Source organism: Halomonas sp. SpR1 (assembly GCF_031010175.1).
In the GTDB taxonomy this organism is placed as follows: Bacteria; Pseudomonadota; Gammaproteobacteria; order Pseudomonadales; family Halomonadaceae; genus Vreelandella.
In genome coordinates, this window is the sequence record NZ_JAUAMB010000005.1 from 58,323 (window position 1) to 69,964 (window position 11,642).

Genomic DNA, 11,642 nt, shown 5'->3' on the forward strand with positions numbered 1-11,642 from the left:
AAGGGACTATTCGATGGGCTATCGCACCCTGCTGCGCGATCACCGCAGCGTACTTAGTATCGCTTTTCTAGCGATGTTTAGCTCAAGCCTCGGGCAGAGCTACTTTATTGGCCTTTTTCAAGCGCCTCTTTCAGACAGTCTCGGGCTCAGCGTTGGCCAGTTCGGCACTGCCTATGCCGTGGTTACCCTAATAGCGGGGTTCTGCATGCTGCGCTTTGGGCCTACCATTGACTGGATTAACCCCCGGCGCTTTGCGGCCATCGTTTTGACGCTGCTATTAACCGGCGTTGTGCTGCTTACCTTATCGCCCTGGTGGTGGCTGGGGATAGTCGGCCTTGGGATAGTGCGGCTATGTGGCCAGGGTATGTTGACCCATTTAGGTAACACCCTCGCTGCCCGAGAGTTTTCCACCATGCGCGGCCGTGCCATTGGGCTGGCGAACCTGGGAATTCCGCTGGGTGAAGCGCTGCTGCCCCCCTTGGTGGCTGCTGCGCTCATCTGGAGCAGCTGGCAAACATTCTGGTGGCTGATGTGTGGCATCATCGCCCTGCCTTGGCTGTGGCTGCTGCTCAAAGCGCCATGGCCCAGCGCACCGGGCATTAAACCGACCAAACAAACGCCCCACGGCCCTCGCCCCTTTCGTGAAAAACGCTTTTGGCTGCTCATGCCACTGCTCATGGCGCTCCCCATTACCATGACGGGCCTGTTTATTTATCAAGCCCAGTTAACCGACGCCCTTGATAGTTCGTTGGCCGTGTATGCCCTGGCGCTGACCGGCATGGGAATCGCCAAACTACCCGGCGCCCTCCTTGGAGGACGCTGGGTAGATAAACTGGGGCCCGTGAAGCTCGCACGTCTGTACCTGTTGCCCTACGCCATCGCTATGCTAATGGCGCTAACCATCGGCGGTAATATCAGTATTTGGGCGCTGATGGTAGGCGGTGGGTTGGCCATGGGCGCACAGGAGCTAATTGCCTCTGGCCTGTTGATTAAGCTATGGGGGGCTGAGCATCTGGGTCGGGTACGTTCCGCGCTTAGCGCTGCCATGGTGTTCTCCACCGGCATCGCGCCTGCGGTGCTGGGGTTAGCCATCAGCGCAGGCGCTCCGTTTCATGCACTTCTATTGGGCATGCTAGGGTTTATCATCGCCGGTTGGCTGCTGGCCCAGCGCGTACTGCGGGAAGCATCCAACATCACCGCTGAGCAGTAAATGCCTCCGTCAGCGCAAAATCAACACCGGTAACTGCGCTTTACGCAACATCGTGGTGGTGGTACTGCCGACTAACAGGTGGCGAATCCGCGAGTGGCCATAGGCCCCCATCACCAGCATATCGATATCGTGCTCTTGCTTATAGGTACGCAGCGTCTCTTCCACCTCGCCTGCGCGTATGGCCCCTTCCGCAGTGTGCCCCGCTTCACGCAGGGTTTCCAGTGCCCAGGTTAGCTGCGAGCGGTTTTCAGCGGTTTCCGCGCCGACAATCACCACGTGGCAGGTGGCTCCCTCAAACAGGGGGCTTTTGGCCAGCATTTCGACGCCTTTTCGGGCCGTGTTACTGCCGTCGAACGCCATCATCACGTTGTGCGGTTGAGTAAACTGTTTGGGCACCATAAGAATCGGTCGGTGCATTTCCCGCACCACGCGCTCAAGGTTGGAACCTAAATGGCCGCTGGCCTGGTGCGCCGTCTCACCACGCTTGCCTACCACCAAAAGCCGTACGTCTTTTTCGTTCTCGACCAGGGTTTCTACCAGGGTGCCATTGCGTTGCAAGCATAGAGGGTCAGCAATACCAGCGTTGACCGCACGCTCCTTGGCGGCATCCAACAGCAGGCGGCCGCGTTCACGGGAAACCTTGGCATGCTGCTCTTCAATGCCGGAGAGTTTTTCCAGCAGATGTTCCCGGGTTCCTAAGCCTAAATTACCGGTTAAATCGGGTTCGGCCACCTGGGCGTGGTTATCCACGGTATGAATATAACTGAGCGGTGCATCCAGTGCTTTGGCAGCCCATACTGCGTAATCACACACACCTTCTGAAAACTGAGAACTATCGATAGCTGCCAACACGCGATCTGACATGGGTTACTTCTCCTTGAGCGGGTGCATCAACGTTATTGTTATTCTCTTCCTTTTCTACACGAACTCATTGACCAGCGACAGCCTAAAACGTTCTTTCATGCAATTCTGACGCGATAAAATGTGCATGCTAGACTTAGCAGCCTATTTAAGTAAGCACCAATGGGGGACGCATGGGGTATGGTCTAACAAGCGTGCTGTTAGTCGCGCTTGGTGGTGCGCTAGGTGGCATGGGGCGGTTTGCAATCTCCAATCTAATGGCCCGTCATTTTGGCAAGGCTTTCCCCTGGGGCACCTTGGCAGTTAACGCCAGCGGCGCCTTTTTTGCCGGGTGGCTGCTCGGCAGTCAAGGGCTAGCCAGCCTCCCCTCGCCTTTATGGCTCTTCACCGTGGCTGGCCTGCTGGGCGGCTATACCACCGTTTCCTCTTTTAGCTTACAAACCCTTGAGCTTTGGCAGGGCGGTCAGGCACTTCGTGCTGCGATTAACGTAGGTGCCACACTGCTATTGGGCTTGGCGATGGTCGCTTTGGGCTGGATGGTATCGGGGGGCTCGCTATGAGTGCATGGAAAGCCTATTTAGCTGTAGGGTTAGGTAGTGGACTGGGCAGCGTGCTGCGCTATAGCGTTTCACTGCTCTCCCAGGCGGCGCTGGGGGGGTATTTTCCCTGGGGTACACTCATCGTCAACGTACTGGGCTCCTGCCTGATTGGCTGGCTGGCCGCGACTATCTCGCGCTTCCCACACGGCCAGTTGGCGCCGTTACAGCCATTACTGGTCGCTGGCTTTTGCGGCGGTTTTACCACCTTTTCACTGTTTAGCTTAGAGACATTACATCTGGTGCAGTTAGGCCAACCATGGATAGCGCTGGTTTATATTGTGGTTAGCCTGCCCCTTTGGTTGGGCGCCGCCGTGGTGGGTGAGCGCATAGCGCTTTATCGCTAGCAAGCCAGTATGAATACACAACAGTCTTAATAGATAACCGTCGGCCACAGGATTAGCCAGATGCGCGATCAAATGGAAAAGCATCAGTCTTGGCTCTACCTACTATTCATTGGTTTGGGGTTGGCGCTAGGCGTCGAGGCGCCGATATTTGCTGGGCAGCTCGAACGGCTGCTTTGGCCACTGCTCGGCCTACTGCTCTACGCTACCTTTACCCAGATCCCACTGCTACGTATTGCCAGTAGCTTTAAAGACACACGCTTTATGGCAGCGCTAATGGTCGGTAACTTTATCGCCATTCCCGCCTTTTTAGCGCTTTTGGTTCTTTGGCTGCCGCTCTCTCCTGCAGTATTGGCTGGCGTTTTACTGGTACTGCTGGTGCCCTGTACCGATTGGTTTATTACTTTCACGCACTTAGGTAAAGGGGATACTGCCCGGGCCGTTGCCGCCGCTCCGTTACTGCTGCTGGTTCAGATGGTCGCGTTACCGATTTATCTGTGGCTGTTTTTAGGCAGTGAGTGGTTTCAGCTGACACTTTCGACCGAGCTGCTCAGCGCTTTTGCGGGGCTTATCCTTACGCCCTTAGCGCTAGCCTGGTTAACCGAATACACCGCCCAACGACATAAAGTAGTTGAACGTAGCGTACATAACCTGGGGTTACTGCCGGTACCTTTATTGGCGTTAGTGGTGTTCATCATCGCTGCTTCGCAAATTAATACGGTGCTGGGACTTAGCCAGGTATTAGTTCAGGTAGTGTTTATTTTTATCGGCTTTTTACTCTTTGCAGCGCTGTTGGGTAAGGGGCTTGGCAAACTATTCAAACTGCCAACCGCTAGCGCCCGAACCCTGGCGTTTAGTTTTGGTACGCGTAACTCTTTTGTGATGCTGCCCATTGCCCTGACACTGCCTAACGCCTGGCAGGCAGCGGTCGTGGTGGTGGTGTTTCAATCTCTGGTAGAGCTATTTGGCATGGTGGCGTTCTTACGCTGGGTGCCTAGCAAGCTATTGCCAGCGCATACATAGTTATTCTCTATAGCGTCTATGGCCCAGTGGCTCCAGGGTGCCAATAGATCTTTAATCTGCTAACATTACGGATGCGATTCCTGGCTACTAGACTTCTCTATTGAAGGCTTTCGCTGTCGATTGAACTCATCAACAGGATCATAAACCATGCCACACCAACTCTCAGGGTTGATGACTCCACCCTAGCTCTTTGCCTGACATTTATGCACACCGTCTGATTGCTTCTCATGCCTAAACACATGAAAAACAATCGGCTACTCATTGGCAAATGCAATAAGTGCTGGCAACGATGACTACTGACCCACCCTGAGCTTTGTTTGAATAGCAGACAGAAAGTGCTTACCCCTTGATCGGTAAGTTTTTTTTAATCTTCAAACAGGGCTACTGCATTGCAAAATTTCCCCCTCCCCCATACGGCATTCTTCGACGAAACCTCCTCCTCCCAGCGATTTGTGGCTAGCCTGCTTGAAAAAGCAGATATTCAGATCAATGGTGATCGTCCCTGGGATATACAGCTAAATGCCCATGGGGTAATAGAAGACGCCTTAGCAAGAGGCAATCTCGGCCTCGGCGAGCGTTATATGGACGGTGATTGGGACGCTGAACACCTCGATGAGTTCTTTTTCAAACTGATGCGTGCACGGCTGCCAGATCAGGTCAATCACAGCAAGTTGGTATTTCACCACCTAAAAACACGCTTAGTTAACTTACAAACCGCTAAGCGTGCGTTTCAGGTAGGCGAAGCGCATTATGACCTTGGCAACGATTTTTACGCGGCCATGCTAGATAAGCGTATGACCTACACCTGCGGCTACTGGAAAGATGCCCAAACCCTGGACGAAGCGCAGGAAGCAAAGCTGGATCTTATCTGCCGCAAGCTTGAGCTAAAACCCGGCATGCGCGTGCTGGATATCGGCTGCGGTTGGGGTAGTTTTATGGCCTACGCCGCCGAATATTACGGCGTTGAGTGCGTAGGATTGACCATCTCCAAAGAGCAAACCGAGTACGGCAAGCAGCTAATGCAGAGCGGGCTACCGGTTGAGTTCCGGCTAAAAGATTACCGCGATGAGACCGAGCAGTTTGATCGCATTGTGAGCGTTGGCATGTTCGAGCATGTTGGCCGCAAGAACTATCGCGAGTATATGAAGGTAGCCAATCGCTGTTTAAAAGATGACGGCCTCTTCTTGCTGCATACCATTGGCAAAAATGTACGTAATACTTCCCCAGACCCCTGGATCGATAAATATATTTTCCCCAATGGTGAATTGCCTGCGCTTGCCCAAGTGACCAACGCGGCAGAATCGCTGTTTGTGGTAGAGGATGTGCATAACTTTGGGGCGGATTACGATCGTACGCTGATGGCTTGGCACAAAAATTTTGAAGACCGCTGGCCCCAATTTAAAGATCAGTTCAGCGAGCGCTTTTATCGTATGTGGCGCTACTACCTACTGAGCTGCGCCGGTGCTTTCCGCGCGCGTGACATACAGCTTTGGCAATTCGTACTCAGTAAAAAGGGTGTTACCGGTGGCTACGAGCGCGTCAGCTAAATTGTTATCGATGCTTACGCTCAAAAATTCGCCACGACTCATATTTCGATAATTGGACTACATTAATGCATAACACCTTCACCCTATTTACATCCGAATCCGTTTCAGAGGGACATCCCGACAAAATTGCCGATCAAATATCCGATGCTGTATTAGATGCCATTATCGCCCGTGACAAGCAGGCAAGGGTGGCTTGTGAAACCATGGTTAAAACCGGGGTCGCAATTATCGCTGGTGAAATCACCACCTCGGCATGGGTCGATCTTGAAATGATCGTCCGCGACGTAATCACCAACATTGGCTATAACTCTTCTGACGTTGGTTTTGATGGCGCCACCTGCGGAGTCGTGAATCTTATCGGCAAACAGAGCGTGGATATTGCCCAGGGCGTTGATCGCAGCAAGCCCGAAGATCAAGGTGCTGGCGACCAAGGGTTAATGTTTGGTTATGCCACCAACGAAACCGAGTCGTTTATGCCTGCGCCGATCCACTATTCACACCGTTTGGTCGAGCGTCAGGCAGAGCTCAGACAACATGGCTTATTGCCGTGGCTTCGTCCCGATGCCAAAAGCCAGGTTACCTTCCGCTACAACGCAAAGGGCATGCCCTGTGGCGTTGATGCCGTGGTGCTATCCACGCAGCACGACCCCAGCATTGATCAGGAGGAGCTTCGCAGCATTATTAAACACGAAGTCATTGAGCAAGTGCTGCCCGCCGAGTGGCTGGATGAAAATACCCAATACCATATTAACCCCACAGGTAAATTTGTGATTGGCGGCCCGGTAGGTGATTGCGGCCTTACCGGCCGAAAAATCATCGTTGATACCTACGGCGGCATGGCCCGCCACGGCGGTGGTGCATTCTCAGGCAAAGACCCCTCAAAGGTTGACCGCAGTGCTGCTTACGCGGGCCGCTATGTCGCTAAAAATATTGTCGCCGCAGGGTTAGCCGATAAGTGTGAAATACAAATTTCGTACGCAATCGGTGTCGCAGAACCGACGTCTGTGGCCATTGACACCTTTGGTACCGGCACCATCGACGATGCCAGGATTGTAAGCCTTGTTCGGAAGCATTTTGACCTTAGACCCTTTGCCATTACCACGATGCTCGATTTGCTACACCCCATGTATCAGCTCACCGCTGCCTACGGTCATTTTGGGCGCGAACCGTTTGAGCATAGCTACCATTGGGTCGACGATAAAGGCGAAGCACAGGTGGAAACATTCACCGCTTTCCCTTGGGAAAGAATAGATAAAGCCGATGCACTGCGCCAAGCAGCCCAGCTTTAACGATAATTCACTCTATAAAGGTGCCGTAGGCTGAGCTTTATTGATCAATCTGCCTATAAGCCACAGCCTACGCACCTATTAGCCACAGGATATCCACAGATGACTGAACAGAAAATGAACGTCGAGAGTTTCAACTTGGATCACACCAAGGTTAAAGCTCCCTATGTGCGCCTAGCCGATATTAAAGAAGGTCAGAACGGCGACCGTATTCATAAATATGACTTACGCATTTGCCAACCCAACCAAGCCCACATGGAAATGCCTGCGCTGCACTCACTGGAACACCTAATGGCTGAACTTTCGCGTAATCATACCGATAAGGTCGTTGATATCAGTCCGATGGGGTGTCAAACCGGTTTCTATATCGCGATGATCAATCATGATGATTACGACGATGTCCTCAGCATTATCGAGCAAACGTTGGAAGATGTCTTAATAGCCACCGAAGTCCCGGCTTGCAACGAAATGCAGTGCGGCTGGGCTGCTAGCCATAGTTTAAAAGGCGCGCAAGCGCTTGCTAGTGAGTTGCTTGAAAAGCGCAGTGAATGGACACAGGTCTTCGCCTAAAACGTGGCTGCATTTAGCGTCACAAGGTAAACCCGTTTATTGATCCCTTATGCTGGGTATGGCCCAAGCGCTTGACGAATTCACATCACAGCGCTTGGCCTACTCTTGCGGTAAAAACATCCTACGGAACATCAAACCTGACTAGCGGTCAATCGTAGTAAGATTTCGCTTCAACCTACCCCAGATACCTTTGCTTAAGGTCGCTGGTAACTGCATGAGGCAACTCAATGGCACGGTTACACAACAGCTTCTGCCCTACCCCACCCTAGCGCTACTCCACCCAGACGACCCGATGCATTTATTGCGTTTAGTAACGCAATAAACTTGCCGACACCTACCTGTGAGTGGAGTAACCATGCAAGTACAAAATACCTTTCTCCCCAACATCGACGAGCTAACGACGTCCACCGACTGGACTAGTGTGCACAGCTATTTACCCACCAATGACAAAGCCCCACTGCTAGTGGTTTATCGCGATATCCATGGTGCTGGCGTAACATCGGCTATTTTAGAGCGCGGTCGGTTTTTGAGCGTTACCAACCGCGCCTTGGTGCGCGGCGTGCAGGCTTGGCGTTACATGGATGAATAAGCTTTTCTAACGGCCTTTTCAGTCCGATACAACATCACTATTTTCTTACTTAACAGGCACCATGGATACTAAAACTGAGACCTCCCAACGAGACGCTGAACACCGCCAATTAATGCACACCCTTGAACGCATTGACATGAACATAGAGGAGATAAATCAGCGCTTAGCGGCTTATGCAGAGGATATACAGGCCCAGAAAGAGTATTTATGGACAAGCCGGGATGAGATGGATCACATTGAGAAAATCTCCGCCCGCGAGTCAATTGAGCAGGCGGTGATGACCGGCGATAATGCGCTGGCACGCCGCCATAAGCTCGAAAAACTCAGACATTCCCCCTACTTTGGGCGTTTCGATTTTACCCACCAAGGCTCCCCTGAAGCATCCCCCGTACCGATTTATATCGGCATTCACCACTTTTATGACGACTTAGCCGGTCAAAGCCGTGTACACGACTGGCGGGCACCCATTGCATCACTATTTTACGATTACGAAACCGGACCAGCCAGCTACCAAAGCCCGAAGGGCGAAATTAGCGGTCATATCACCCTTAAGCGTCAATTCAGAATCAAAAAAGCCAACATCGAGCTGATGATCGATAGCGATGTGCATGTGGTCGATGACGTGCTTCAAGATACGCTGAGTCAAGCGTCTGACGACACGATGAAAAACATCGTCGCCACCATTCAGCGTGATCAAAATGCGATTATCCGTAACGACGAAGCCCATACTTTGATTATTCAGGGAGTGGCAGGCTCCGGAAAAACCTCGATTGCGCTACACCGAATTGCTTTTCTGCTTTATCGATTTAAAGACACGCTTAGCTCAGAAGATATCTTGATTATCTCCCCCAACCAGGTGTTTTCCGACTACATCGCCAACGTACTGCCCGAACTGGGTGAAGAGACCGTAAATCAGGTGGGAATGGAGACCCTTGCCGATGAATTGCTCAACAGTCAGTATCGTTTCGAGACATTTTTTGAACAGACCACGGCGCTACTGGAAAAAAATGACGAGGCCATGAAAGCGCGCTTGCATTTCAAAGCCTCGCCAGAATTCCTTAAAGAGCTCGATCGTTATGCAGCCGAAGTTGAGGCAAAGCGTTTCACGGCTGAAGATATTTGGATTGCCCGGCGCTTAGTGCCTGGCTGGTTACTGGAGGAGGTATTTAAAAAACATCGCAACTTACCCACCAATGAACGCCTAGGGCAGGTGAGCTGGGAAATAGAGCGTAAAATTGGCAATCAATATAACTATGATTTAGAGCCCGACGAGCGCAAGACGCTAAAAGCCACCATTAAGGGCATGCTAAAACAGAAAACCCTGCGCGAGACCTACAAGGAGTTTTACACTTGGCTGGGTAAACCCGAACTGTTCAAAACGGCTTCCCGGGGGCGCCTTGAGTATGCCGATGTATTCCCCCTGATCTACCTAAAGATGCGCTTAGAGGGCGTGCACTCCCGCTGGCGGAATGCCAAACATCTGTTAATCGATGAAATGCAGGACTATACGCCAGTCCAGTACGCGGTGATTGGTCAGCTGTTTCGTTGCAAAAAAACCGTGCTAGGCGATAGCTACCAATCGGTTAACCCCTATAGCGCCTCGAAAGCCGAGCAGATACGCCAGGTGCTGCGTCAGTCCATGTACGTGACGCTGAATAAAAGCTACCGCTCGAGTATCGAGATCTCTCGCTTCGCCCAGCATATCGCCTATAACCCCGATCTGGAGCCGATCGAGCGTCATGGTAAGCCGCCTGCTATTCACCGCTGCAACTCACGTAAGCAATCGCATACAGCCATTCAGCAACTAGCCCATGACTTTACAGCCTCAACGCATAACACCTTGGGGATTGTGTGCAAAACCCAAAAGCAGGCCAGTCTCGTTTTTAAAGCGTTAGAAGGACAGTTCGATAAGCTACAGTTACTCACTGAGCAAAGCACCGCTTTTGGACAGGGCATTATTATCTGTACTGCCCATATGGCGAAGGGCTTGGAATTTGACCGCGTCATTGTGCCCGAGGTAACGGCCGCCCATTATGCGACGGATATGGAGCGCAACTTACTCTACGTGGCCTGCACACGGGCGATGCACCAGCTTGATCTTACTTATCATGACGCACCCTCGACGTTTATCGCAAAGCTGGAAAGCCATCAGTTTCAAGCAGCGTGATGCTCAAAAAAATAGATCACAACGACGATTTGAATAACGACCATACGCTCTCTTCATCGGAAACATAAAGGTGTAAGTGGTGCAGGTGTTTCGCGTGTTGCAGCTGATCACTCAAAGCCAAGACAGCTTCCCGAACAGCCTCTATACCGCCTGGAACATGAGAATTGACGCCAGGCAAAGGAATAGAAAGCGTAGCAAGTTCTTCGCGTTCGGCCACCATAATAATTTTACGGTAGCCCTTGGCCCATAAAGCCAGCGTTTTAGTATCACTATTACTGCTTTGGGGCGGTGCAAATTTAATTACCGCTGCCCCCTCCTCCTGAAATGGTTGCGAGAGCATCCAGGCCTCACCAATAACGCTGCTGCCCAAGGCGTTTATTTGCTCTTGTTTAGCAGGCACTACGCATGCATTTTCTAGCGAAACATCGATATCCGCTTGATTTATTATGATGTGTGTTTTATTGAGCTGCCAAGTTTTCATTAGCGTCTCCTTAGAACAAAAAAGCCGGCACGCTCAATAAGTGAGGGCCGGCTGCGGGGTAAACTACGCAATGCGAGCGAACTTTTTTGCGCTATTTTCAGTGCGCTTTAGCGCAGAATCAGCACCGGTATGCGGCTCCCGCGTAGCATCGCCGTAGTGGTACTGCCAACCAGCAGGTGACGAATACGCGAGTGCCCGTAGGCGCCCATCACCAGCAGATCAATGCTGTGCTCTTTTTCGTAAGCCTGTAGTGCTTCGTCTACTTCACCTGCACGAATAGCGCCTTCGGCTTGATGGCCGCCGTCACGCAACGTATTTAACGCCCACTCTAGCTCTGAGCGGCGTTCAGCCGTCTCTGCACCCACGATGAGCACGTGGCATTCGGTGCCTGTAAATAGCGGTGACCGCGCCAGCATTTCAACGCCCTTGCGGGCCGTTTTGCTACCATCAAACGCTACCAGAATCTTTTCTGGACGCTTGAATGTTTGTGGCACCATCAGGATCGGGCGGTGCATTTCACGCACTACCCGCTCAAGGTTAGAACCGAGGTGGCCACTGGCCTGGTGGGCAGTTTCTCCGCGCTTACCCAACACCAGCAACCGTACGTCTTTTTCAAGTTCTACTAGCGTTTCAACCAGGGTACCGTTGAGCTGGCGGGTAATAGGATCACTGATGCCATCTTCCAAAGCTCGCGTTTTGGCCGCTTCCAGCATTAGCTTGCCCTGTTCGCGATTGACCTTAGCGCGCTGCTCATCAAGCTCAGAAAGCTCTTTCATCAGCCGTTCGCGGGCCCCGAAACGCAGGTTGCCGGACAGGTTCTGCTCTTCGGGTACTTCTGAGTGGTTGTCGACCACATGCACAAAGGCTAACGCTGCATCCATGGCCAAGCTTGCCCAGGCGGCGTAATCGCACACACCTTCGGAAAACTGGGAGCCGTCAATGGCGGCTAATACCTGTTCTGACATATC

12 protein-coding genes are annotated in these 11,642 nt (G+C 52.1%); 9 read left to right on the forward strand and 3 right to left on the reverse strand.

Features of this window, described 5'->3' with window-relative positions:
* The first annotated feature begins 13 nt into the window (after nt 1-13).
* Nucleotides 14-1,210, forward strand: a complete 1,197-nt coding sequence (locus QT231_RS05530; RefSeq protein ID WP_308335920.1) for an MFS transporter — start codon at nt 14-16, stop codon at nt 1,208-1,210.
* A gap of 9 nt (nt 1,211-1,219) precedes the next feature.
* Here QT231_RS05530 and QT231_RS05535 read toward each other — a convergent pair whose 3' ends face one another.
* The gene (locus QT231_RS05535) at nt 1,220-2,074 is read right to left on the reverse strand and encodes a universal stress protein (RefSeq protein ID WP_308335921.1); all 855 of its coding nucleotides are present in this window, start codon (nt 2,072-2,074) and stop codon (nt 1,220-1,222) included.
* Between the two features lie 170 nt (nt 2,075-2,244).
* Here QT231_RS05535 and crcB point away from each other — a divergent pair, with 170 nt between their 5' ends.
* The 8 genes from crcB to QT231_RS05575 all read left to right on the forward strand — a co-directional run bounded on the left by crcB (nt 2,245) and on the right by QT231_RS05575 (nt 10,193).
* Nucleotides 2,245-2,631: a fluoride efflux transporter CrcB gene (gene crcB, locus QT231_RS05540; RefSeq protein WP_308335922.1), complete on the forward strand. Its 387-nt coding sequence runs from the start codon at nt 2,245-2,247 to the stop codon at nt 2,629-2,631.
* Nucleotides 2,628-3,014 carry a CrcB family protein gene (locus QT231_RS05545; protein WP_308335923.1) on the forward strand — a complete coding sequence of 129 codons (387 nt, stop codon included), beginning with the start codon at nt 2,628-2,630 and terminating at the stop codon, nt 3,012-3,014. Before crcB ends, QT231_RS05545 begins: the two co-directional genes overlap by 4 nt.
* A gap of 60 nt (nt 3,015-3,074) precedes the next feature.
* Complete coding sequence (locus tag QT231_RS05550; protein WP_308335924.1) at nt 3,075-4,034, forward strand: arsenic resistance protein; 960 nt, start codon at nt 3,075-3,077, stop codon at nt 4,032-4,034.
* Nucleotides 4,035-4,423: 389 nt separating this feature from the next.
* Nucleotides 4,424-5,581 (forward strand): cyclopropane fatty acyl phospholipid synthase, encoded by a 1,158-nt coding sequence (gene cfa, locus QT231_RS05555; protein WP_308335925.1) that lies wholly within the window; start codon nt 4,424-4,426, stop codon nt 5,579-5,581.
* A gap of 65 nt (nt 5,582-5,646) precedes the next feature.
* The gene (gene metK, locus QT231_RS05560) at nt 5,647-6,870 is read left to right on the forward strand and encodes a methionine adenosyltransferase (protein ID WP_308335926.1); all 1,224 of its coding nucleotides are present in this window, start codon (nt 5,647-5,649) and stop codon (nt 6,868-6,870) included.
* A 99-nt stretch (nt 6,871-6,969) separates the two neighbouring features.
* Nucleotides 6,970-7,437: an S-ribosylhomocysteine lyase gene (locus QT231_RS05565; RefSeq protein WP_308335927.1), complete on the forward strand. Its 468-nt coding sequence runs from the start codon at nt 6,970-6,972 to the stop codon at nt 7,435-7,437.
* Between the two features lie 355 nt (nt 7,438-7,792).
* Complete coding sequence (locus QT231_RS05570) at nt 7,793-8,026, forward strand: hypothetical protein (RefSeq protein ID WP_308335928.1); 234 nt, start codon at nt 7,793-7,795, stop codon at nt 8,024-8,026.
* Between the two features lie 61 nt (nt 8,027-8,087).
* Nucleotides 8,088-10,193, forward strand: a complete 2,106-nt coding sequence (locus QT231_RS05575) for a UvrD-helicase domain-containing protein (protein WP_308335929.1) — start codon at nt 8,088-8,090, stop codon at nt 10,191-10,193.
* Nucleotides 10,194-10,209: 16 nt separating this feature from the next.
* Here QT231_RS05575 and QT231_RS05580 read toward each other — a convergent pair whose 3' ends face one another.
* A complete protein-coding gene (locus tag QT231_RS05580) occupies nt 10,210-10,674 on the reverse strand; it encodes a hypothetical protein (RefSeq protein ID WP_308335930.1) in 465 nt (154 codons plus the stop codon).
* A gap of 107 nt (nt 10,675-10,781) precedes the next feature.
* The gene (locus tag QT231_RS05585) at nt 10,782-11,639 is read right to left on the reverse strand and encodes a universal stress protein (RefSeq protein ID WP_308335931.1); all 858 of its coding nucleotides are present in this window, start codon (nt 11,637-11,639) and stop codon (nt 10,782-10,784) included.
* Nucleotides 11,640-11,642: the final 3 nt, after the last annotated feature.

Coding starts and splice junctions, on each gene's coding strand:
- QT231_RS05530 (WP_308335920.1), top strand. CDS start 14: ATGGGCTATCGCACCCTGCTGCGCGATCACCGCAGCGTACTTAGTATC.
- QT231_RS05575 (WP_308335929.1), top strand. CDS start 8,088: ATGGATACTAAAACTGAGACCTCCCAACGAGACGCTGAACACCGCCAA.
- QT231_RS05535 (WP_308335921.1), bottom strand. CDS start 2,074: ATGTCAGATCGCGTGTTGGCAGCTATCGATAGTTCTCAGTTTTCAGAA.
- metK (WP_308335926.1), top strand. CDS start 5,647: ATGCATAACACCTTCACCCTATTTACATCCGAATCCGTTTCAGAGGGA.
- QT231_RS05585 (WP_308335931.1), bottom strand. CDS start 11,639: ATGTCAGAACAGGTATTAGCCGCCATTGACGGCTCCCAGTTTTCCGAA.
- QT231_RS05580 (WP_308335930.1), bottom strand. CDS start 10,674: ATGAAAACTTGGCAGCTCAATAAAACACACATCATAATAAATCAAGCG.
- QT231_RS05565 (WP_308335927.1), top strand. CDS start 6,970: ATGACTGAACAGAAAATGAACGTCGAGAGTTTCAACTTGGATCACACC.
- QT231_RS05550 (WP_308335924.1), top strand. CDS start 3,075: ATGCGCGATCAAATGGAAAAGCATCAGTCTTGGCTCTACCTACTATTC.
- QT231_RS05570 (WP_308335928.1), top strand. CDS start 7,793: ATGCAAGTACAAAATACCTTTCTCCCCAACATCGACGAGCTAACGACG.
- crcB (WP_308335922.1), top strand. CDS start 2,245: ATGGGGTATGGTCTAACAAGCGTGCTGTTAGTCGCGCTTGGTGGTGCG.
- QT231_RS05545 (WP_308335923.1), top strand. CDS start 2,628: ATGAGTGCATGGAAAGCCTATTTAGCTGTAGGGTTAGGTAGTGGACTG.